Below are 21,367 nucleotides of genomic sequence, written 5' to 3'. Positions count from 1 at the left end.
TCAACCGGTCCCGGCGGCGAAGCAGGCGGTTGGCGCCAGGGGTGCGGCCCCCAGATTCACGGAAAAGATCAGCGGTTCGACGACGGTTCCGGCGGCCACTTCACCCGTGATTTCCAGCGTCAGCGTCCCGTTGCCTTCGCCCGGCGTCACCACGATGCGCGGCCGGAGGAGGCGCGGCTCGAAATCGAGGATGGCATGGCGGACAGCGGTCTCCACCCGACGGCGATCGGTGAAGGAGCGCGGGTGGATGTCGCCGAAGTCCGGCAACCCATATTCCATCACGGTGCCGCCGATGTCCGACCGGCGTCCGCCCGCGGCGCGGCTGTCCAGCAAGCGCCGGATTTCGCGCTGGATGGAGGCCGTCAGGTCGGTCATGGACATGACGATCATGGACGGATCGTCGGCCGACGGGTTTTCCGGCTCGAAATCGATCAGGCGCTCGAAGAGCAGCGTGCGCCCGCCGTTCATCGCCTTGGACTGTGTCATCGCCGGGGTTCCGATTCTTTGACGTCCGATCGCTCGGAGCGTTGCAACGCCCGCCCCTGCCCTGCCCTGCATGGCGAGGGTGGGGGCAACCGTTTCCGCAGCAGCACGGCCCCGGCGGATGCCGGGGATCCATGCCAACGGCCATCAGCTGGCGCCGCCGACCGCGCCGGTGAGCAGATCGAACGAGACGCCGCCGCCGCCCTGGTTGGTCTGCTTCTCGTCGTACTGCTTGTAGACCCAGGTGATCTTCGTGGCGTTGATCTCCAGGTTCTCCGTAGTGTCGCCCTCGCTGACGTTCAGCGAGTGCTTCGCCAGAAGCGGGTTGGTCAGCTCCAGGGTGAGGAACTCGACCCACTGGAACTCGTCGTCGCCCAGCGGCTTGACACAATGGATCTTCCATGTCTCGCCCTTCACGCCGGCCCGCAGCAACAGGCTGATGAGCTTGGGAGACGCAATGTCCCATTTGCGGTCCAGCGTGATGTTGTTGACCTTCGGCGTGTGGACGGTGCGCCGCGCATTCGTCGTCACTTCCATTTCGACTTCCATATCCTGCGAGAGCGATTCGCAGAGGATCATGTTGGTGAAGTCGACCTGCTTCGTCTTGACCCGGCACTCGCCCCTGACCTCGGGGATTTCCAGGATGACCATGGACATAGGTGTAAACTCCTAAAGTGGATGACTTTGGACGGTCGGGACCTGGTTCAGGCTTCCGGCGCGGGCAGCTCGGCAACCAGCCGGATCGAGGCCGACAGTTCCTCAAGCTGGAAGTGCGGGCGCAGGAACACGTTGGCGCGGTAAACGCCGGGACGGCCCGGCACCTCGTAGACGTCCACCCGTGCCTCGCGCAGCGGGAAGCGCGCCTTCATATCCTGGGAGGCGTCGTCGTCCAGCAGGATGTAGTTGCCGATCCAGGTGTTGAGGTAGTTCTGCACGTTGCCGCGGGTGACGAACGAGCCGATCTTGTCGCGCAGCATGACCTTCAGGTAATGCGCGAAACGCGACGACACGAGCATGTACGGCAGCATCGCCGAGAGCCGCGCGTTCGCATTGGCCTCGTCGGTATTGTACACCTTCGGCTTGTTCGCCGTCTGGCCCCCGAAGAACGCCGCGTAATCGGTGTTCTTGCAGTGCACCAGCGAAATGAAGCCGAGGTCGTTCAGCTCCTTCTCGCGACGGTCCGTGATGGCGATCTCGGTCGGGCATTTCAGGGCGACGTCGCCCTCATCCGTCTTGAAGGTGTGGGTGGGCAGGCCGCTGACCCGGCCGCCGCCCTCGACGCCACGGATGGCCGCCGTCCAGCCATACTTGGCGAAGGCTTCGGTGATGCGCACGCCGAGCGCCCACGAAGCGTTGCCCCACAGGTACTTGGAATGGTCGCGTCCGTCCACGTCCTCGACGAAGTTCACGCCTTCGACCGGCGCCGTCTTCGGGCCGTAGGGGAGGCGGAGCAGCGTGTGCGGCATGACGAGGGCGACGTAGCGCGAGTCTTCCGATGCGCGGAAGGAGCGCCACTTCACCATCTCGGCGGTCTCGAAGATCTTCGACAGGTCGCGCGGACCGGCCAGCTCGGAGAAGCTGTCCATGTCGAACATCTTGGGCGAGGCGGCGGCGATGAACGGCGCGTGGGCTGCGGCGGCGACGTTCGAGATCTTCTCGAGCAGCGACATGTCCTGCGGATGGCGGCTGAACTCGTAGTCGCCGATGAGCACGCTGTAGGGCGTGCCGCCGAGTGTGCCGTATTCGGCCTCGTAGACCATCTTGAACAGGGCGCTCTGGTCGAACTCGACCGCGCTGTCCAGATCCTTCTGCAGGTCCTTGCGCGAGGTGTTCAGCACGCGGATCTTCAGCTGCGTGCCGGCCTCGGTGTTCGTAACGAGGTAGTTCAGACCGCGCCAGGTGGCTTCCAGCTTCTGGAATTCCTCATGGTGCAGGATCTCGTTCAGCTGAAGGCTGATCAGCTCGTCGATTTGGGCGATGCGGTGGTTGATCGCCTCGACGACGTCGATGGCGACGGCGTCGCCGGTCTCGGCGACGACCTGGTCCACGAACTCGGCAAGCAGATCGCGGGCGTAGGGCCGCTGACCCACTTCACGGGCCATCTTGCCCTCGACCATCATGCGGTCGAGCAGGTTGACGCTGGCGGTGCTCTCAACGGACATTTCCGTGGTCACTTGGGCACTCCTGTGAATGCGTTCCGTATCGGCGGCCGGGTGGCCGTCAGGCGGCCGGGGGCTCTTCCATGGGAGCCGGCGCCATCGCCGTTTCCGCGGGGCCGAGGAGCTTCTTCAGCTCGTCCTGCTGCTCGGTGTTGGCAATGACGTCGTTGAGCAGGCCGCTCAGCTCGTCGTTGCCGTCCAGCTTCGCCAGTAGATCGGACAGCTTCTGCCGGGCTTCGAACAGGCGGGCCAGCGCCGGCATCTGGTTCAGAACCTGGACCGGCTCGAAATCGCCCATGTCCTCGAAGTTCAGCAGCACATTGAGCTTGCCGCCGTCGGCCTGAAGCTTGTTGTCGACCTGGAACGCCAGCCGTGGAGCGGTGGAGGCCAGAACGTCGTTGAAATTGTCGCGATCGACCTCGACGAACTTCCGCTCCTTCAGCTTCGGGAGCGGCTTTTCCGGCTTGCCGCTCAGGTCGGCGAGGACGCCGACGAGGAACGGAAGCTCCTTCATCTCGGTGGCGCCGCCGGTGTGAACCTCGTACATCAGCTTGACGCGCGGCGGACGGACACTCTCCAATTTCTTCTGGATGCTCTCGGACATGACCTCACCACCTCGCAATGGATCCATGCGCGCCCTGCGCCGCGCTAGCACCGCCATCATTCGGAGTGCGATCAATCTTAGCCAGCCGAGATCGGCCCCAATTGGCTGGCATCCCCTGGGAACACCTCCGTTTCGGAGGTATTGCCCCGCAACCGGCCTTTCGGCCCGCTCCATTCCAGCGGGAGGCCCTGAGCCGGTAGGAGCCTACCGGCGCAGGTGACGCAATAGGAAATTGCGCGCCTCCACCAGCTGGCTCATCCTTTCCGCGCTCGACAGAAGTCCGGTATCGGGATGGTAGATCGGCGCCAAAGTGCGGAAGCGGCTGTTGACCGTCTGCGGATCGAGGCCCCACTCGTGGGTGAAACCCATCACGTAGGTCGCCTGCCAGGGCTTGTGAATCGGCTGCTGGAGCGGACGGAAGGCCAACGTCTCCAGCGCGGATGACAACTGTTCCAGACGCAGGCGGCAGCGGCACATCTCCGTTTCCACCGCAGCCAGTTCGCCCGACGTGATCAGACGGGCTCCATCGGCCGAGCCGATGGTCGCCGCCGCCCACGCCGCCTTGCGGACCGTTGCGTGTTCCAGGCGGACCGGATAGCGCACCCTCAGCTGCGGCACCACGCGCACCCGCCGCGTTCGTCCGTTCTTCAGCGTCACCTGCCGGTACGACACGTCCACCGGGTTGGGTTCTCCCGGATCCGGCAGGGCTTCCAGCACGTTGGGGCTGATGACCGTCAGGAATGCCCGGAGGAGCTGTGATGATGTCATGCCGCGGACGGCGGATGCCACCTCGACGGCCGATCTCAGGGAATGCTGGCAGGGCACGACGAAGGAGGACAATGGACAGCCCCGGAGTATGGGTGAAACCATGAATGACCTGTAAGGCTCAGTCCTGCGGCTGCCGAAGCTGGACGAGGGCATCGCGGATCGCCGTCTCCAGCGCAGCGATCCGGTCGCGCTGCCGCTTGTCGCGGCGGGCGGCGGCCTGCGCCGCGTTGCGGAGGCGGCCCAGTTCCTCGATCGGCGATACGTCCACCGCCCGGCGGTCGAGGTAGAACAGCCCGACCTCGATCACCTCCTGCAACGTCTGACCGGCGGGCAGCAACCGGTCCAGTGCCGCCAGGGCGGCGACCCGCTCGCCCGCCGCCTCGCTGCCCAAGTGTGAAAGCACCGCCCGCAGGCGTTTGTCCAAGCTCAAAGGGTTGACCGGTCAATGCAAGGTTTGAGGTAGCCGTGCACCGGAACCGAAGCCTCGGTGCGCAGGATCACATTGTCGATCGTCCTGGCCCGGAACAGGCCGCGCGCCCCGCCGCGCAGGGGGGCGAGGACATGGACGTAACGGCGGCTCAGCGTCGGCCGGTATCCCGGTTCCACCTGCCGCTCCACCGTGAAGACCGGCAATCCGCCCGAGGTCAGCACTCGAACCGAACGAGTTCGGCCTGGGGCAGCAGGTTATACACGGTGCGGTCGCGCGCCTTGTCCAGCGTAGTGCGCCGACGACACCCGGCCGCGCCACCGCGGCCGACGCTTCGTCAATGGCGGTGCCCTCGGAGAAAGCCTGAGTGCGGCCTGCGCCGCGACGGAGGGTATACCGCACCGCCGCCGCCGCCGCAAAAACAGATCGAACCAACATGGGTCAATCTTCAGGGGGTCCGGCGCCGGAATCCGGCTATAGCCGAGCCAGGAGGCCAGCCATGCTCTTCGGTTTCGGGCGCCTTGCATTCGTTTTGTGGCTCTGCGCGGTCGGTGGTCAGGTGTTCACCCTGTTCGCCTTCCACAACGCGGTTGCCGAGGCACACACCAGCGAGATCTCCGCCCGCCTCTCAGCGTTGGCGAACCGCGTCGCAGCGGCCGCGGCGGAACGCGCCACCATCGGAATTCCGCTCGCCCACCAGAGCGACCTCCAGCGCCGTATCGAACTGGCGACCGGCGTCGGCAGCGGCGTGGCGCTGTACGTCGTCGACGCGCGCGGCACGATCCTCTTCAGCACGGCGCGGGAAATGGTCGGCGCTACGGTTCCGGCCTCGTGGATCGGCGCCGTCGGAACCGCCCCGGCGGAGCCGTGGAGCCACGAGGGTCGCGACGGCATGGTCATCGGCGTGCCGGTGCTCGACGCCCTGGGCGCGGTGGGCGGTGCCATCCTTGGCCATTCGGCGCAGGAGGACGCGCGGGTCGAGGTGCTGACGGCGCTGCGCGAGACCGCGACGGTCACCCTTGTGTTCCTGATCCTGGTCGCGGTCCTGGCGGCGCTGGGCACCCGTTTGCTGGTCGGAGAAACCCATCGTTCCGTTTTGAAGCTAAAGGCGTTCTACGCGGCGCAGTGCCATCGGCTGATGGGGATTGAGCCGGGCAATGCCGACACGCGCCCCGCGGGGCAGGCTCTTGGCGCGGTCCTGCATGGGCTGCTGCAGGCCGAGGAAGAGGCGGCGCGCATCGACGATGCGCCACCCCGCGGCACGTCGGGAGCATAAGCGATGCTGTTCGGATCCGAGCACCCCGTCCGCCGCTTCGTTCCTCTGCTGGTTGCCGTCGTTGTCATTCCGTGGATCGCCACCCTGGTGGCGGCGCTGGCCGGCGCGGCCAACCTTGCCGACCGAGGCACGGCGACGCGCACCGACATCGTCGGCCAGGCCCTCGTGCAGGACCTCGAAAAGGCGCTCGGCCTTGGGCTGCCGCTCGACCGTCTGGCCGGCATGGACGACTATCTGGAGGAACTGTCCGACATCGTTCCCGAGATCGAGCTGGTGCTGATCGCCGACGCCGATGGGAAGACGCTGTTCCAGAAGGCGACCACCGGGCGGCCGGACCTGTCGGCGCGCCTGTCCCCGGCCGAGACCGACTGGTCGGCCTTCCACCTGTCGGTGCAACGCTATCCCCTGCGAACCGGGGCGACGCCATCCGGTGAGGTGATCCTCGGCCGGAAGGCCCTGGCGCAACCGGCGAACACCCGGCGCATCCTCATCGATTTCGCGGTGGCGCTGACCATCGCGCTGACCGGTGGGGCGCTGCTTCTCCGCATGCTCGTGCACACGCAGCTGGTCGTTCCGCTCGGCTATGCCGACGGGCTCGACGGGGTGATGGCCCGGCGCGTCTACGACCGGATCGCCCCGCCCGTGGACCAAACGCTGATCGGCGGCCTGCTGACGGAAATGAACCGGCTGGTGATCGGCGTCAATGATCGTTTCGCCCGTGCGCACGCCTACCTGACCGAGGTGCGAGACCTCAGCTACAATCCGGATGCGGCGTCGGAGGTTAAGCCCCTCATCGCCCGCATCGAGCGGCTGGGCCGCTTCACGCCCGACCGGCTCGCCGCTTTGCCGCCTGTCGCCGGCAGCCCGCTGCCGCATGTGGTTGTCTTCTTCGCCGCGGTGGCGCTGTCCATCCTCGCCGGTGTCGCCGCCCAGCGCCTGCCTCTCGACACGGCGCTGGCAGCTACTGCGCTGGGCGTCGCCCTGGCGGTCCTCTTGGCCCGTGTCGTCGGCCGGTACGGGCTGGCGGTAACCCTCGCCGCCCTGGTGGCCTGGGGGGTGACCATCCTGGTGGACCCCGGCCGCGACCTGGTGCTCGCCGCGGCGGTTCTGGGCGGCATCGGCGCCGGCCTGCCGGTCCAAACCGTCCGTCCGATCCTCGATACGCTCGGCACCGATCTTGCGGCATCGGCCACCGGGGGCCTGGTCGCCGGAGCGGGAATCTCCATCCTCTGCACCGCGAGCATCGGCACGGGACCGGTGATGGGAATCGGTGCTCTGTCGGCGGCCCTCGGCCTGCTGGTCGCCCTGCGCGTGGAGCGGGTCGCGTCCGCGCGCCGCGCGCTCCTGCTGCCGCAAATCTTCACCATCGATCGCTGGTGGAGCGACTGGCGGCCTGCGCCGAAGGGCTGGGCGCTGTGGCTGGTCACCGGCCTTGCGCTGGCCTATGCCGCCGTGCCGCAGGTGGCCGGCGCGCCCGGCGTCCGCCAAGGCGCGGAGTTCATCTGGTTCCACGGCGGTGCTGCGTGGCTGGCGGCGATCGCGGTGGTGGCGCTCTTGCCCCGGCCGGCGACCGCCGTGCTGCTGTCCTTGTCCGCCACCGCCCTGGCGGCCGGCGCGCTGGCGTTGGGCTCCGCCGCGGCCGGGCCGGGCACGGCGCTTGCCGTTGCCGCGGCGCTCGGTGCCGGGCATGCCGCGCTGGCGGCGAGCGGCGAGGATGGTGGTTTGGTCGCCCCGCGCGGAGCCATGGCGCTTCTGGTCGGAATGGGGCTGCCGTTGCTGCTTGGCGGCAGTGCGGGGGTCGCCGCGGCCGGTTTGGTGGTGACGGTCGCTGTGCTGCCGCCGGTGGTCCTGGCGCTGCGGCGCGTCCTGCTGGACCGCCGGACCGTACCGGCCGCCACGGTGGAGGGGAGCGCGGCGGGATGAGAAGGGGACTGATGAGAGCCGGTTTGGGCGGGCGGATGTTCCTGTTCGCTGCCGGCGTGGTGGTTGTGGTGCTCGCTACGGCGGTCCTGTTCGCCGTGCTGTGGGGTGACCGCACCGCGGAACGTCGTGCGGCGGAGGAGACCCGCGTCGCCCAGCGGCTTTGGGAAAGCCTGATGGAGGAAGAGGCCGTCGCCATGCAGCGGGCGGCGGCCGACCCGCTGCTGGTCGCGGCGATGGACCGCAACAACGGTCAGGCCGCGGCGGCGCGCTTGCCGCTGCTCGGCTTCTCGTCGGCGGCGTTGGTCAACAGCGTCGTGCAGCCGCTGATATCGGTGCCGACGCCGGCCGATATGCGTTTCATCGACGAGCGGCGGGTCGCCCAGGTCCTGGCGCAGAACGATGCCTATACGGGCCTTGTCGTGGTCGGTGGCGCCGTGCAGCACATGCTGGCTGCGCCCTTCGGCGAGACGCGGCCGGCCGACCGTGTCATCCTGGCGATGCGGACGGTGCAACCGAGCCTCACGGTCCTCGCCCGCGTCCTCGGCGGTTCGGCCTATCTGGTCGACGGCAATGGCGCGCCTTACGATCGTGCCGGCGCCTTGCCCTGGGAGGACATCCAGCCCTCCCTGGTCAGCGGCGGCGGGGACCACGCCAAGGTCCACCGCGCCGGCCGCAGCTTCGAGGTCCGCACCCTGCGCCTCGCCGATCCTGCCGGCGGCACCACGCTGGCGCTGGTGGTTGCGCGCGAGTCCACGTTGGAGGACATGGCGACCAGCCTGTTCGACACCAGTGCCATTCTGGTGCTGATGACGGCGCTTGCAGCCAGCCTGTTCGGGCTGGAATGGTATTTCCGACGCTCCCTGGCCCCGATCCACGCATCGTTGTCGGCGCTGTCGGCGCTGGCCGACGGCGACACCAATGTGGCGGTGCTCGGGGCCGAGCGCAGCGACGAGGCGGGCCGGCTCGCCCGCACGGTGGAGGTGTTCCGCAACCGCAGCCGCGCCCTCCAGGATGCCGAGGCGAGGCGAGGCCGCCATTGGCTGCGTCAGCAGTCCTTCATCCGCAAGCAGATGCTGCGGATGGCCGAAACGCTGCCCGAACAGGGCCGGATGGAGTTGTTGGGAGATCTGGACCGTATCGAGTCCGTCACCGGCCGCGGCGACCAGGCCGGTGGTCTCGCGGTCGCTTTCGAGGTGATGGCGGAGCGTGTGCGCAGCCAGCACGCCGCCCTTGACGGCATGGTCGTGCAACTCCGCGCCTCCCTCGACACGAAAACCGAACTGGTGGAACTCCAAAAGCAGTTCGAGATCGCCCGCCGCATGCAGCAGGCGATTCTGCCTGCCTGCCTGCCGGCCCGCCCGGACCTGACGGCGGCCGGCCTGCTGCTGCCGGCGGCGGAATTCGACGGAAGCTTCTACGACTTCTTCCTGGCCGACGACGACACGCTGGTGGTCCTGCTGGGCCAGGTATCGGGCGGCGGTCTGGCGGCCGGATTCATGACGGTGACCGCTCGCACCGCCGTGCGTGCGCTTGCCTCCGCCGGGCTCGGCCCGTGCGCCTGTCTGACCGGTGCCAACCGCCTGCTCGCCGCCGACAACGCGGCGGGATTGCAGGCCGGGCTGGCGATGGGCGTGGTGACCCTGAGCAAACGTCGCTTCGTTTTTGCCGGCGCCGGCGTGCCGGCTCCGTTCCTCGCCCGCCGCCTCGGCGATGTCGTCGATCTGCCGGTGGCGGCGAGCCCTCCGCTGGGGCTGGGCGCCGGCCAGACGGTCGCCGAGACAGCTTTCGACCTGCCGGTGCCGAGCACGCTCGTCCTGTGCGGGTCGGGCCTGCTCGACGGCGTCAACCGCTTCGACGTACCATTCGGCCGCGCCCATATGAGCGATGTGCTGGGCGGCCTCGACGACCTTTCGGCCGACAGCGCGATCGCCGCCGTGCAGGCGGCACTGTTCGAACACGCCGGCGGCCGCACCGTTCCGATGGCGCGTGACCGCACCTGCCTCGCCGTCCGGGTGCGGGCATGATGGCCCGCAGGCTTTCCCGCGCCGTGGCGGCATTCGCCCTTCTCGTGCTGTTCGTTTTTTCGGGGACCGCGCGGGCGCAGCCCCTGTGCGAGAGCTACTTCGCGGCGAACGAGGTGACCTATGGCATCCCGGCCGGCATCCTGCACGCCATTGGCATGACCGAGTCAGGCCGTGGAGGCGCGACGTGGCCGTGGGCTCTCAATTTGGACGGGTTCCCGGTCTTCCCGTCAAGCCGCGACGAGGCGCTGGCGCTGATGGGCGACGGTGCGGGGGCCTTGCGTCTCGACATGGCGGTCGGATGCATGCAGGTGCACACGCGCTGGCACGCGCGCGCTTTCAGCTTCGGTGAGGACATCCTGGATCCGGCGACCAACGTCGCCTACGCCGCGGCCTTCCTGCGTTTGCTCCACGACCGCCATGGCTCCTGGACCGAGGCGGTGCGCCGTTACCATGCCGGTGCCGGCAATCCCCAGGCTCAAGACATCTATCTCTGCCGGGTGCTGGGCTGGCGGGTGCGCCTTGGCTACCAGCGCGAAACCGCGGCGATGGATGGTGTGTGCGCCGGTGCCAGGACCGTCTCGGCGGAGGGGCGATGAAGAAGCTCCTCCTCGCCGTGCCGGTCCTGCTGCTGCTCGTGGTGGCGTTCAGCGGCGGTTACTATCTGGCCGGCGGCGGGCGTCCGGGCGTCACCGCCCAAGCCGGCAAGGATGGTCCGGCGCCCGCAGAGGCCGCCAATGGCAATGGTTCGGCCGGCGCTCCGGCCGGCGGCCAAGCCGACGTCCGGGGCGGTGCCAAGGCGGCGGAAGCCAAGGATGCGTCCGGAGAAGCCCCGCCGGCCGATATCCCGGTCAGGCCCGCTGCGGCGGCGGTCAGGGGAGGCATGGTCTACTCCATCGAACTGGGCGCCTTCCGCTCGCCCGATAATGCGAGGTCCTTTGCCGGCGTGATGCGGCAGCGCGGTCTTCCCGTGGTCATCGTCGAGGCGGTCGATGCCACCGGCCGGCCCTGGCTGCGCGTACGCGCCGGCAGTTTCGCCGACCTGTGGCAAGCCGAGGCGCGCCGGCCGGAGTATGAGAGAATCGCGGGGATCGGCGGCGTGGTGGTCGGCGAAACCTCCCCTGCCACGCCTCCTTGAGCGGTGGTCTTTCGCGGCATGCGGCGGACGTTGAATGCTCCACATTGGATGTAAGCCCCGCCAGCGTGGAAACGCGCCGGAGGAGGAGTTCCGCCCCTGCCGGAAATAGGCACTCGGAACGCCTTCCCGTCCACCTCCGCGGACTACGCCAGAACGAACCAGACAGGGAGCGTGATTCCGGCGTCTTGATGCTTCAATTGCCACGGTCCGGGCGGGCGGGCTCTCGGAACAGGATTTCGCTCGGGATGCGATGGCGATGAGGACGATTACGCTGAGGCGGGGACAGATGGCCGGACTGGCCATCGGCGTTGCCGTGCTCATGGTTGTCGCCATGCTGTTGGGCGTCGGACTCTCCGTGGCGATGATGGGACCTGAGCTGGTTACGCAGGTCGCCGCCGGCGTGGTCCCCGGTGCCGCTCCTGCCGCAGGCAGTCCGGCCGCCGCTTCCCCGCCCATCGCCGCTCTGGCCGGCGAGGGCCGGTTTGCCGGTGTCGCCGACACTCTGGGCATGAACTCAATCTCGCGCCGTTTCAAGACCGAACAGGCGATCAAGGCCACCGCTGACCGTGCCGCGGACACCGTTTCGGGCGTGACGGAGACGGTGCTGGATCCGGTTGCCCAGGGCACGCTCGCCGCCGCTGGTCGCTTTCTTCCCTCCTGGATGGCCGCGCCGGTGACCAAGTCCGTGAACCGCGCCTCTTTCCAGGCGCGCAGCAAGCTGTCCTATGGCGTCGAGAACGGCGTCGAGGACCGTCTCTTCAACGGGCTCGACCACGTGACAAAGGCGGGCGATGCGGCCCCCGTGCGCAGCTTCGCGGTCGAGCTGGGCCGCTTCGCCAACCAAGCCAACGCAGAGAGCTTCGCCACCGCCGCCGGCCAGCGGGGTGTTTCCGCCGCCGTGTCCTACGCGCCCGACGGTGGGGCCACGATGCCGTACGCCGTACGCAGCGGCCGTTTCGCCACCCCCGACGAGGCGACCGCGGCTGTGGATGCCATCAAGCGGTCCAGCGGTGTGGCCGGCACCATCGTTACCCTAGCCGAGCCGGGAGGACGGTCCTGATGCCCCTTCGACGTTCATATGCCGCCCTTGCCCTCGCCCTGCTTCTCGGTGCGTGTGCCGACAAGCCGGCGGCTTGGTTGAACACGGTGTCTTTCGACGTCGCGCTTGCCGCCAACGACAGCACGCCGGTTGCCATCGACGTGGTGTCGATCAGGGACAAGGCGCTGGTCGGTCAACTCCTAACCCTCAGCGCGGCCGACTGGTTCGCCAAGCGCGAGCAGTATCGGCGCGACCACCCCTCCACCCTGGATATCGCAAGCTGGGAACTGGTGCCCGGCCAGAAGCTTAAAGCCCAGCTCCCTTCGGATCGCGAGGCGGCCTGGGCGATCCTCGTCTACGCCAACTACGCCGCTTCCGGGCCGCATCGCCTGCGCGTGCCCGACACGCGCACGCTCTCTCTCACCGTCGGCGACAAGGATGTCGAACTTGCCCCCTGACGACTTCGCCACTTACCGGAGGCCGGCATGACCGAGGCGCGCGATATTCCCGAGGCCATCGCCTGGCACGACGGTATGCTGCTGGCCCCGCAGCACTTCCAGCAGCAGGCCCTGCGCAACGAGCGGCTGCTGACCTACCATGCCGGCCATGCCCGCCCCTTCCATTGGGGCGTCGTGCACCTTCAGGTGGACCGCGTTCATCTGGTGTCCGGGCTGGTGCGTATCCGCGAGCTGGAAGCGATCATGCCCGACGGGCTGGTTGTCCATTACGCCGGCGACCGCACCGAACCGTTGGAGGTGGACATCTCCGCCTATGCCGACCCGGTCGGCCAGACGCAGATCACCATCCATCTGATCGTTCCGCAGGCGCTTGCCGACCGCGCGCCGGGGCCCGGCGAAGTCTCGCGCTTCCTCTCGGTCGAGGGGCGCCCGGTTCCCGACCTCAACGGCGGCGAGGAGGTGGCCATCGCCCGCCTGCGCCCGCGTCTTGGTCTGTTCGCCACCACCGGTCCGAACCAGAAGCCGCCGCAGAAGTTCGTATCGATGCCCGTCGGCCGGGCGACCTTTCGCAACGATGCCTTCGTGCTGACCGACTTCGTGCCGCCGACGCTGTCGGTGGCCGCCAACTCGGCGCTCGGCCGTCTGGGGGGGGAGATCGTGCGCCGCGTGCGCGAAAAGGCGCTGTTCCTGGCCGAACGCTCCGGCGTCGGCACGGGCAACGCCGCGACCGAACTGGCCGACGCCGCCCGCGCCGAAATCCGCAGCCTCGTCACCGGACTGCCGACGCTGGAGGCGCAGCTCGCCGTCGGCGTCTGCCATCCCTTCGATGTCTATCTCTCGCTGTGCACTCTGGCCGGCCACCTCTCGGCCTTCGCCAACGGCGCCGTGCCGGCCAAACTGTCGCGCTACGATCATGACGACCCGATGTCGGCCTATGGCGAGGTGCGCGACTTCATCCTGCGCATGATCGACCGCGTCAAGGAAGGCGTCGCCCGCATCCCCTTCACCTTCGAGGCCGGGATGTTCGGTCTGGTGATGGAGGAGGCTTGGCTGAAGGGCCGGCTGGTCATCGGCGTGCGCGGCCCGGCCGCCTCGACCGTGGGCGAGGTCGCGGCCTGGATGGAGAACTGCATCGTCGCCTCCCATTCCAAGCTGGAGACGCTCTCCGGCCTGCGGGTGAAGGGTGCCGACCGCATCGCGCTCGACGACAGCGGCGAGTCCGGTGTCGCCGCGCCGCGTGGCGTCGTGCCGTTCGAGGTCGTGGTGGATCCCCGCTACGTCGTCCCCGGCGAGCGGCTGGAAATCTGGAACCCGGACAGCATCGGCAGCCGCTTCCGGCCCGTCGAGATCACGCTGTTCGTCACGGCCTGACCTGAGGATTGGCACGATGCTTCACCGCCGGGATCTGGTCGATCATGTCCTCGCCTTCGCCCGCGAGATTCAGCGGCACCGTGCGGCCATCCGTGCCGGCCGGCCGGCCGCCGCCGGACCCGGCGCGGAAGCACCCGAAAGCCTGCCGGCCTTTCTGAACGAGGACGTGCTCGTCCTGTCGGCCATCCATGCGCCCGCCGGCCATGCGCCCGCCGGTTTTGCGGCCCGGCCGGGAATGGGCGAGGCGTCGGCCCCGCCGGTGCTGCCGCTCGAACCCGATGCGGAGATCATCATCCGCCGCCTGGAGGACTTTCTGGAAGCCCAGGCGGCGCAGGTCGCGCGCACCGGCACCGAACTGATGATCAGCCAGTACCGCGAGGCGCAATACGCCATGGCGGCGCTGGCCGACGACCTGTTCATCCACGACGTGGAATGGAACGGGCGGGAGGTCTGGCGCTCCGCGCTGCTGGAGCACGCGCTGTTCCGCACCCGGCTTGCCGGTGAGCGCGTCTTCGACCGCATGGAGGCGCTGCTGGCCAGCGACGACCACCGGCTGTCGCAGCTCGCCGCGGTGTATCTCCTATTGCTCGGCCTGGGCTTCAAGGGCCGTTACCGCGAATCCGGCGGCGCGGTTCAACTCCGCAGCATCTCCGCCCGCCTATTCGAGTTCATCGCCGGACGGGAGTCCGAACTCGCTCCGGGCCTGCTGCCGGCCGGGCGAACGCTGATCCCGTCCGCATACGCCCACACCATGACCGACAGGCAGATGCGCACGCTGGCGCGCGGCGTGCGCTGGCCGGTGGTGCTGGCCGCCCTGGCCGGGGCGTGGCTGGTGGTTGGTCAGGCGATGTGGTGGGTGACCACGGCGAACCTGTCGAGCGCGGCGGACGCGGTGATGCAGGCGTCCGTCCGCGTGACGCGCTGAGGCGGAGGCGGGGAGAGCGGCCATGGATATTCTCGGCACCGTCCTGGCGGGCATCGCGCAGAACCAGCTGTGGTTCTTCGCGGCGCTGCTGCTGGTGGTCCTCGCCATCATCGCTGTCATGGCGGTGATCCTGCTGCGCGCCGGCCGCCAGCCGGCCGAGCCGCCGGGCGAGGTCAAAGCGCTGCCGGCACCCGAGGGCGCCGATCCCGCCGCGGGGCCGGGAGCGTCCGGGCTGCCCGCGACGCTGCCCATCGTCGGCACGCGCGACCTCCGCCGCCTGTTCCGCGAGGGACTGGCGGCCTATCGCGAAACGCTGTCGCGCAACGTCTATCTGGTCCCCTGGTATCTGCGTACCGGCGTCGTCCCCGGGGACGACGGCGGCCTGCTGACCTGCGCCGAGGAGGTGCGGCCGCCGGTGGAGTCCAAGGACCGGCCCTTCGGCTTCCACTGGCGCTTTTACGACCGCGCGGTGGTAATCGACATCGACGACGCCCGTGTGGCATGGAAGGGCGTGCTCGACCAGCTTGCCCGCTATCGCGTCATGATGCCGGTCGACGGCGTGATCCTGACCGTACCGCTGGAGGAACTCGACGATGTCCGCCGCGCCACCGCGCGCGGCACCGAGCTTTACGCCCGCCTGTGGGAGATCCAGCGCACTCTCGGGCTGGCGCTGCCGGTCTATGTGGTGGTCACCGGCTGCGATGCCATTCCCGGCTTCCCGTTGTTCGTCGATGCGCTGCCCGAGCCCATGCGCGACGGCATGCTCGGCTGGTCGTCCTCCTACGCGCTGGAGACGGTGTTCAGGCCTGACTTCGTCGGTGAGGCGCTTCAGTCCATGGCTGCCGGCATGCTGGCCCTCCAGCTCGAAGTGTTCGGCGCGGCATCTCGGGAGGACGGGGCGCAGCTCGTGGCGCTGATCGACCGGCTGGCCGGGACGGAGGCGGCGCTGCGCGCCATGCTCGGCATCGCCTTCAAGCGCACCGCCTACCAGGAAACGCTGTATGTCCGCGGCCTGTATTTCGTTGGCCGGACGGCGCCGGAAACGCCTGCCGTCTTCGGCCGCGACCTGCTCAACCGCAAGATCTTCCCCGAGGCGGGGCTGCCCAAGCCGACCCGCGCGCTCGCCGCGACCCGTGCCCTGCGCCACCATGCCTGGCCGGTCGGCACCGCCGTCGCCTCTGCCGCCGCGATCCTGCTCCTGTGGATCGGCGTGCACCGGGTGAACACGCTGTCGGACCAGCTGGTGCCGATCCTTTCGGACATCCCGGCGAACCTCCAGCAGCTCTCCGACCAGCGCGCTGCCATTCAGGCCGGCGCGCCGCCGCCGCCGATCTATGCCGATGCCGCCGCGCGTTTCGTTCAGGGCATGGCGACCCTGCCGCAGGACCCGCCGTTCAATCCGCTGCCGGCCGCCTGGATCAGCGGCGTGCCCGACGATGTGGCCCGTGCACTGGCCGTCGGTTATCGCCGGCTGACGCTGGCGACCATGCGCGATATCGCCGAGGACCGGTTGCGCCGCCTGACCCGCGACCCGCTTCGCGTGCAGATCGGTGCGGGCGGATTCGACCGGCTGCGCGCCTTCACCACCGAGGTGGGCATCGCCGAAGGCTTGGCCAGGGCCTACAACACCGTCGATTCCCGTGATCCCAATATGCCGCTCGACGAGGCGCTGGAGTTCTCGCTGGGCTCCACCGGGGCGCGCGGCTTCTCCGCACGGCTGCATGGCTGGGGCGTCGACGTGCCGCCAATGGGCGGTGCCGTCCCGGCCCCCGGTCCCGGCGCGCAGCGGCCGATCGACCTGGCCGCCTATCGCGGTGAAGTCACGAGCCGCTTCCGCCAGTTCGCCGACGCCTATCTGCGTGAGCTTGCCATGAGCGGTCTCGCCGTGGCCCGTCTTTCGGTTGCCGCCAGCGAGCTTGAGCTGCTGGCGGGAGGCGCGCGCACCGGCGCCGACGCCGCAACCTCCTACACCGAGGTGCTGGCGGGCCTGGATGAGGCCGCGCGCGGCCTGAATTTGGAACACGGCGCTTGGATCGGCACCGATGGCCCGGTGCTGCCGCCCGAGTTCGACACCCTTCTCAACCGCCTGGAGAAGTCCGAGCTGTTCGGCCCGACGCTGCGTGCCGACATCAAGGAGCTGGCGCAACGCCGGTATGATGAGGCCGGGACGGGCGGTAAATCGCTGGACTCGGTGATCGGCCGACTGCTGGTCCAGGGGCCGAGCGGCGCACCGCGTCTCTCGCCGGCGGCTGAAAGCCTGCGCCAGACGCTCAGTGTCTGGACGGCGCGCCGATTCATGCGCTCGGGGGAGACATCGGGCATGACGGCGACGCCGGCGGCCGGCGCCTCCTGGGACCGCGCGGCTCTGGAGACGATTCCGCCGCTGCTGGAGGATTACCTGCTGTTCGATGCCAAGGACCTGCCGCAGGCTCCGCAGATCCTGCGTCCATCCATGCGCGCCGCAGCGCAGCATCAGCTCCGCCGCGGTGTCGAGCAAATCCTTGCCCGTGCGTTGGCGGGAACCCCTGCCGGCGGCACCATCGACCGCGCCGGCGGGCTGACCCAGCTCCGGGAATCGGCGCGGTCGCTGCGCCTCGCCTTCCCGGTGCTGGCCGAAACGATCCAGAACTTCCGGCAGATCGGTCTGGCCACGTCGGCCGACGCCATCCGCGATATCGTCGCACGGCAGGCCAACGCCGTGCTCGCCCAGGCCGACCGCATGCTGGAGGAAGACCAGCTCTACCGCCCCGATACCCGCTCGCTGAATGCCTGGATCGACGGGCCGCTGGTTCCCGCCCAGCTGTTCGGCCAGCAGAGCCCGACGGCGCTGGCCCTGTATCTCGGCAACGCGCGGCAGGAGGTAACGGCGCTGACCCGCGACGTCGCGGCGCCGGTCGTCGAAATCCTGGAGAAGCCCGTTATGGGCGGTGGCGAGGGCTCCGGTCTTTCGGCCAAGTGGGCCCGCATCGTCGCCGAGCTCGACCGCTATGAGGGTGGCCGCCCGAACAGCACGCTGGCCGTCCTGGAGAAGTTTGTCACCACCGACGTGGCCGCAATCGATGCCGCCAGCTGCCGGGACACGGCGCAGTTCGACGCACTGGCCAGCGATTTCTTCGCCAGCCGCCTGAACGAGTTGAAGCAATCCATCGCCGACCGCTGCCGCCTGATGGGCGACCAGCGCGTCTACATGGGCTATGCCGAGATCGCGGCGGCATTCAACGCATCGCTGGCCGGCCGGTTCCCCTTCGGCCCGATCAGCGACAACCAGGCCGACGTCGCCATGGTGCGGGCCTTCTACGATGCCTTCGACGCCCGCCAGGGCTCCGTGATCGAGGGGTTGCGCCGTTCCACCCGCCTGGGTACCGCCGGCCATGACGCCCTGCGATTTATGGAGACGATGGCGATGGCCAAGCCGGCGCTGACGGCGGCCACCGTCACCGACCAGACCGGTGGCCTGCTGCTCGACCCGACCTTCCGCGTCAACCGCGGCCGGGAGGCCGGCGGCACCAACATCATCGAATGGAAGCTCTCCACCTCTGCCGGCTCCATCGCCAACATCGGCGCGCGGGCACCGTTGCGCTGGTACCCCGGCGACCGCGTTGCGGTGTCACTGCGCTGGGCGAAGGACGGCAAGGTCGTGCCGGTGACCGGCATTGGTGCACCGTCCGCCGTGGACGACGCCACGCTGACCTTCGCCTACGAGGGGCCCTGGGCGCTGTTCGCGCTGGTCCGCCAGCACAACGCCGCGCAGCGCGACCGTTCCTCCGGGGCGGATACGGTCCTTCTGTTCGAAGCGCTGACCAAGGCGGTGCCGGTCGTCGAGGACGCGGATGGCAAGGAGGCCGAGGACAAAGCCAAGCGGGAGGGGCCGCTGCCTCTGAGTGCCGCCCCGCTCCCCGGCAAGCCGGGGGCGCTTTCCGCGCCCGACGCGCGGAGGGCGGATACGCGGGTCTTCATGGCGCTGGGCGCCAAGCGGACCATCGTGACCGAGGGCAAGCCGCCGCGCGACGAGAAGGTGGCGTTGCTCGAACTTCCGTCGTCGGCGCCGCTACTGCTGTCGGCCGGCGCCATGCCGCGGCCGGGCTTTCCAGGGGCGCCTCCGGCGGGGCTGACGGGCTTCCCCTCGGCCACCTTCGGCGGTCAGGCGGTCAACCCGACGGACCGCGCCTTCTTCGATCTCCAGGCTCCGCCGGGCGTGCCGCCGCTGCTGCGGCCGGCCAACCAGCGCGTCTACTGACATGTCAACGAACGGATGCCGGCCAACGCCATGACCGACGCGCGGACTGCTGAACGCCCACTCATCGACACCGAACGGATTCTCGCGCCGATTCCGGGAGATCTTCCGGCCGGCGAGGACATCCGCTACGAGCCGGAATTCGACGCGCTGGCGGAGGCGCGGCGCATGGATGACGACACGGACAAGGGGATCTGGCAGACCGACGACGTCAAGCGGGCCGACTGGAAGGGTGTCGTGGTCGGCGCAACCGAACTGCTGGCTAGCCGTTCGAAGGATCTCCAGGTTGCCGTTTGGCTGGTCCAGGCGCTGGTGCAGCAGCACGGACCCGCCGCCATCGCGCCGGGCCTGTCCATGCTCACCGGCCTTGTCGATGCCTTTTGGGACGGCCTCTACCCACGCATCGACGAGGACGGGGACACCGAGGCGCGCTTGGCGCCCCTGCTTTGGCTGGACGAGCGCTTGTCCCGCGACCTCCTGGCGCTGCCCATCGCTCTGCCGGAACCGGGCGCCAAGTCGGGGCTCCGGCTCCAGGACTGGCAGAACGCCCAGCGCCTGCGCAAGCTGGCGGGCCGTGATGCACGCGCCTACAAGGCCGCCATCGCCGAAGGCGAAGTGCCGGTGGAGCGGATCGTGAAGGACGTCGAGAAGACGCCCTCGGACTTCTACGTCGCCCAGCGTGACAGCCTGAAGGCGGCCGAGGCGGCGGCGCACGCGCTGGGCGCGGCGCTGGACCGGCTCGCCGGCCGCAACGCTCCCGCCCTCTCCCGTATCAAGCGCACGGTCGAGGAGCTGTGCCGGTTCCAGGAGGATGTCTTGCGCAAACGTGGTGTCACCCTCGAACCGACCGCGTCTGTCGCCGCGCCCGAAGCCGCATCCGAAGCCGCCGGAACCGGCGATGCCGCCACGACGCCGGGTGCTGCGGCGCATCCGGCTGGGGCCGCCTGGACCGGCGGTCCGCGCAACCGGGAAGAGGCGTATGGAATGCTCCGGCAGATCGCCGACTATCTGGAGCAGGAGGAACCGCACAGCCCGACCTCCTATCTGGTGCGCCGTGCGGCCTCCTGGGGTCAATTGTCGTTGCCGGAACTCTATGCCGACCTGCTGGGCGACCGTGGCGAGGTTGGGAGGATGTTCTCCGTGCTGCGCTTGAAGGACGAGTGAACCCGCCATGCGCATTCTTCTCAAATATCCGGGCATTGCCGGCGATTCGCTGCTCCAGGGCTACAGCAACCTGATCTTCTGCACCAAGTTCGACATGAGAACCGGAACGAACGACGCCGGCTCTCTGGAATACGGCGCGGCGGTCGAGGACAACGACTACGACGTCTATGGCATTGCAGCGATGCAGGAAAATTATCGCAAGGTGAAGCCGCGGTCGAAGCCGCGCACGGTCGGGATCGACAGCGTCGACCTCGGCAAGCCCATCGACATGGCCTCGCCGCTGTTGCTGAAGACGGCGTTCGCCGATCCCGTGCCGGGCGCCGAGGCCACGATCTACTTCCTGCGGCCGATAGACACGCAAGCATCGGCCGAGCAGTCGGGCCTCGCCGGCGGCACGATCGGCTTCGACAAGTTCCTGACCATCGTTCTGACAGACGTCCATGTCACGTCCTACACGGTCAGCGCCGGCACCAGCGCCGATAACAGTGGCGACGAGACGATCTCGCTGTCCTTCACCAAACTCAACATGACTTACGTCCATTACAAGAACGGCCAACCGCAGAACGTTCCGGTTGAAATCAAGGTGGCAAAGAAAAAATGACACACGCTCATGTTACGCCGGCGGACCCGCCGACAGGCGCTCCCGTCCAGGCTCCACGCGGACTGGCAAAGCGGATCGAAGATTTGCTCGAAAAGGCGATGTTCCAAAGCCGCTGGCTTCTGGCACCGCTTTACCTTGGTCTGGTCGGTGCACTCGGCATGATCGGCTGGTGCTTCGCGGTCGAGTTCGTCCACGGCTTTCCAAAGCTGGCCGGAGGCAGCGAGTCCGAGGTCATCCTGGTGGTCCTGGCGCTGGTCGACCTGACCATGGTCGGGAATCTGGTGCTGATGGTGATCTTCAGCGGCTACGAGAACTTCGTGTCCAAAATCGACGTCGCCGGCCATACGGACCGTCCGGAATGGATGGGGAAGCTCGATTTCAGCGGCCTGAAGGTGAAGCTGATCGCCTCGATCGTGGCGATCTCGTCGATCCAGGTGCTGAAGTCCTTCATGCATGTCGGGATGGTGTCAGACCGCGACCTGATCTGGCTCTTGGCCATCCACGGCACCTTCGTGGCGTCGGGTGTTCTGCTCGCATTCATGGACTTCCTGGTCAAGAAGAGCCACGCGCTCGATCACTGACAGGGGCGAAGGCGAGGGATGGCGATGCTTGGGGTCCTGCGCGCTCGTGATGGCGTTGTTCGACGCTTCCTTGGCCTTGGGGGCGGGCGAGGCGCATGCCGAGCCGCAGAAGGTGATTCCGATCGCCTGTGTGCTGCTCTGCGTCTGGATCAGCGTAACGTAAACCCGCCGCTTCCCTCCGCCGTTCGGCGGAGG

The 21,367-nt window shown here is 68.5% G+C and carries 20 protein-coding genes; 13 read left to right on the top strand and 7 right to left on the bottom strand.

What is annotated here, in order from left to right:
* The 7 genes from tssE to AZL_RS16290 all read right to left on the bottom strand — a co-directional run bounded on the left by tssE (position 1) and on the right by AZL_RS16290 (position 4,665).
* Positions 1-486, bottom strand: a complete 486-nt coding sequence (gene tssE, locus AZL_RS16320; protein WP_042444073.1) for a type VI secretion system baseplate subunit TssE — start codon at positions 484-486, stop codon at positions 1-3.
* Positions 487-630: 144 nt separating this feature from the next.
* The gene (locus AZL_RS16315; protein ID WP_012975599.1) at positions 631-1,140 is read right to left on the bottom strand and encodes a type VI secretion system tube protein Hcp; all 510 of its coding nucleotides are present in this window, start codon (positions 1,138-1,140) and stop codon (positions 631-633) included.
* A gap of 47 nt (positions 1,141-1,187) precedes the next feature.
* Positions 1,188-2,645: a type VI secretion system contractile sheath large subunit gene (gene tssC, locus AZL_RS16310; protein ID WP_042444071.1), complete on the bottom strand. Its 1,458-nt coding sequence runs from the start codon at positions 2,643-2,645 to the stop codon at positions 1,188-1,190.
* Positions 2,646-2,703: 58 nt separating this feature from the next.
* Positions 2,704-3,246 carry a type VI secretion system contractile sheath small subunit gene (tssB, locus tag AZL_RS16305; RefSeq protein ID WP_012975597.1) on the bottom strand — a complete coding sequence of 181 codons (543 nt, stop codon included), beginning with the start codon at positions 3,244-3,246 and terminating at the stop codon, positions 2,704-2,706.
* A gap of 204 nt (positions 3,247-3,450) precedes the next feature.
* Positions 3,451-4,035 carry a hypothetical protein gene (locus AZL_RS16300; protein ID WP_204367252.1) on the bottom strand — a complete coding sequence of 195 codons (585 nt, stop codon included), beginning with the start codon at positions 4,033-4,035 and terminating at the stop codon, positions 3,451-3,453.
* 97 nt (positions 4,036-4,132) lie between these two features.
* On the bottom strand, positions 4,133-4,444 hold the full coding sequence (locus tag AZL_RS16295) for a hypothetical protein (protein ID WP_083916183.1): 312 nt from the start codon (positions 4,442-4,444) through the stop codon (positions 4,133-4,135).
* Positions 4,441-4,665, bottom strand: a complete 225-nt coding sequence (locus AZL_RS16290; protein ID WP_042444065.1) for a hypothetical protein — start codon at positions 4,663-4,665, stop codon at positions 4,441-4,443. The genes AZL_RS16295 and AZL_RS16290 overlap by 4 nt, the downstream gene beginning before the upstream one ends.
* Before the next feature lie 275 nt (positions 4,666-4,940).
* On the opposite strand from AZL_RS16290, the gene AZL_RS16285 reads away from it, so the two are divergent.
* The 13 genes from AZL_RS16285 to AZL_RS16225 all read left to right on the top strand — a co-directional run bounded on the left by AZL_RS16285 (position 4,941) and on the right by AZL_RS16225 (position 21,172).
* Positions 4,941-5,717: a hypothetical protein gene (locus AZL_RS16285; RefSeq protein WP_042444063.1), complete on the top strand. Its 777-nt coding sequence runs from the start codon at positions 4,941-4,943 to the stop codon at positions 5,715-5,717.
* 3 nt (positions 5,718-5,720) lie between these two features.
* The gene (locus AZL_RS36695) at positions 5,721-7,640 is read left to right on the top strand and encodes a hypothetical protein (RefSeq protein ID WP_012975594.1); all 1,920 of its coding nucleotides are present in this window, start codon (positions 5,721-5,723) and stop codon (positions 7,638-7,640) included.
* An 11-nt stretch (positions 7,641-7,651) separates the two neighbouring features.
* Positions 7,652-9,664, top strand: a complete 2,013-nt coding sequence (locus tag AZL_RS16275) for a PP2C family protein-serine/threonine phosphatase (RefSeq protein WP_158305986.1) — start codon at positions 7,652-7,654, stop codon at positions 9,662-9,664.
* Positions 9,661-10,260 (top strand): lytic transglycosylase domain-containing protein, encoded by a 600-nt coding sequence (locus AZL_RS16270; RefSeq protein ID WP_012975592.1) that lies wholly within the window; start codon positions 9,661-9,663, stop codon positions 10,258-10,260. The genes AZL_RS16275 and AZL_RS16270 overlap by 4 nt, the downstream gene beginning before the upstream one ends.
* Positions 10,257-10,799 carry an SPOR domain-containing protein gene (locus AZL_RS16265; protein WP_042444059.1) on the top strand — a complete coding sequence of 181 codons (543 nt, stop codon included), beginning with the start codon at positions 10,257-10,259 and terminating at the stop codon, positions 10,797-10,799. The genes AZL_RS16270 and AZL_RS16265 overlap by 4 nt, the downstream gene beginning before the upstream one ends.
* Before the next feature lie 286 nt (positions 10,800-11,085).
* Positions 11,086-11,859, top strand: coding sequence for an SPOR domain-containing protein (locus AZL_RS16260; RefSeq protein ID WP_042444056.1), 774 nt, complete (start codon positions 11,086-11,088; stop codon positions 11,857-11,859).
* Positions 11,859-12,296: a hypothetical protein gene (locus AZL_RS16255; protein WP_012975589.1), complete on the top strand. Its 438-nt coding sequence runs from the start codon at positions 11,859-11,861 to the stop codon at positions 12,294-12,296. Before AZL_RS16260 ends, AZL_RS16255 begins: the two co-directional genes overlap by 1 nt.
* 27 nt (positions 12,297-12,323) lie before the next feature.
* On the top strand, positions 12,324-13,667 hold the full coding sequence (gene tssK, locus AZL_RS16250) for a type VI secretion system baseplate subunit TssK (RefSeq protein WP_012975588.1): 1,344 nt from the start codon (positions 12,324-12,326) through the stop codon (positions 13,665-13,667).
* A 16-nt stretch (positions 13,668-13,683) separates the two neighbouring features.
* A complete protein-coding gene (locus AZL_RS16245; protein ID WP_063828241.1) occupies positions 13,684-14,592 on the top strand; it encodes a DotU family type IV/VI secretion system protein in 909 nt (302 codons plus the stop codon).
* Positions 14,593-14,614: 22 nt separating this feature from the next.
* Positions 14,615-18,829 (top strand): type VI secretion protein IcmF/TssM N-terminal domain-containing protein, encoded by a 4,215-nt coding sequence (locus AZL_RS16240; protein ID WP_012975586.1) that lies wholly within the window; start codon positions 14,615-14,617, stop codon positions 18,827-18,829.
* A 30-nt stretch (positions 18,830-18,859) separates the two neighbouring features.
* A complete protein-coding gene (gene tssA / locus AZL_RS16235) occupies positions 18,860-19,990 on the top strand; it encodes a type VI secretion system protein TssA (protein ID WP_012975585.1) in 1,131 nt (376 codons plus the stop codon).
* Positions 19,991-19,997: 7 nt separating this feature from the next.
* The gene (locus AZL_RS16230) at positions 19,998-20,591 is read left to right on the top strand and encodes a type VI secretion system tube protein Hcp (protein WP_012975584.1); all 594 of its coding nucleotides are present in this window, start codon (positions 19,998-20,000) and stop codon (positions 20,589-20,591) included.
* On the top strand, positions 20,588-21,172 hold the full coding sequence (locus AZL_RS16225) for a TIGR00645 family protein (protein ID WP_012975583.1): 585 nt from the start codon (positions 20,588-20,590) through the stop codon (positions 21,170-21,172). Before AZL_RS16230 ends, AZL_RS16225 begins: the two co-directional genes overlap by 4 nt.
* Positions 21,173-21,367 lie beyond the last annotated feature (195 nt).

This window comes from Azospirillum sp. B510 (genome assembly GCF_000010725.1).
Classification (GTDB): Bacteria; Pseudomonadota; Alphaproteobacteria; order Azospirillales; family Azospirillaceae; genus Azospirillum; species Azospirillum lipoferum_B.
The sequence above is the reverse complement of the archived record's forward strand: the minus strand, read 5'-3'. Positions and strand labels throughout refer to the sequence as shown.

Coding starts and splice junctions, on each gene's coding strand:
- AZL_RS16285 (WP_042444063.1), top strand. CDS start 4,941: ATGCTCTTCGGTTTCGGGCGCCTTGCATTCGTTTTGTGGCTCTGCGCG.
- tssK (WP_012975588.1), top strand. CDS start 12,324: ATGACCGAGGCGCGCGATATTCCCGAGGCCATCGCCTGGCACGACGGT.
- AZL_RS36695 (WP_012975594.1), top strand. CDS start 5,721: ATGCTGTTCGGATCCGAGCACCCCGTCCGCCGCTTCGTTCCTCTGCTG.
- AZL_RS16265 (WP_042444059.1), top strand. CDS start 10,257: ATGAAGAAGCTCCTCCTCGCCGTGCCGGTCCTGCTGCTGCTCGTGGTG.
- AZL_RS16240 (WP_012975586.1), top strand. CDS start 14,615: ATGGATATTCTCGGCACCGTCCTGGCGGGCATCGCGCAGAACCAGCTG.
- tssB (WP_012975597.1), bottom strand. CDS start 3,246: ATGTCCGAGAGCATCCAGAAGAAATTGGAGAGTGTCCGTCCGCCGCGC.
- tssC (WP_042444071.1), bottom strand. CDS start 2,645: ATGTCCGTTGAGAGCACCGCCAGCGTCAACCTGCTCGACCGCATGATG.
- tssE (WP_042444073.1), bottom strand. CDS start 486: ATGACACAGTCCAAGGCGATGAACGGCGGGCGCACGCTGCTCTTCGAG.
- tssA (WP_012975585.1), top strand. CDS start 18,860: ATGACCGACGCGCGGACTGCTGAACGCCCACTCATCGACACCGAACGG.
- AZL_RS16270 (WP_012975592.1), top strand. CDS start 9,661: ATGATGGCCCGCAGGCTTTCCCGCGCCGTGGCGGCATTCGCCCTTCTC.
- AZL_RS16275 (WP_158305986.1), top strand. CDS start 7,652: ATGAGAGCCGGTTTGGGCGGGCGGATGTTCCTGTTCGCTGCCGGCGTG.
- AZL_RS16230 (WP_012975584.1), top strand. CDS start 19,998: ATGCGCATTCTTCTCAAATATCCGGGCATTGCCGGCGATTCGCTGCTC.
- AZL_RS16315 (WP_012975599.1), bottom strand. CDS start 1,140: ATGTCCATGGTCATCCTGGAAATCCCCGAGGTCAGGGGCGAGTGCCGG.
- AZL_RS16255 (WP_012975589.1), top strand. CDS start 11,859: ATGCCCCTTCGACGTTCATATGCCGCCCTTGCCCTCGCCCTGCTTCTC.
- AZL_RS16260 (WP_042444056.1), top strand. CDS start 11,086: ATGGCCGGACTGGCCATCGGCGTTGCCGTGCTCATGGTTGTCGCCATG.
- AZL_RS16245 (WP_063828241.1), top strand. CDS start 13,684: ATGCTTCACCGCCGGGATCTGGTCGATCATGTCCTCGCCTTCGCCCGC.
- AZL_RS16225 (WP_012975583.1), top strand. CDS start 20,588: ATGACACACGCTCATGTTACGCCGGCGGACCCGCCGACAGGCGCTCCC.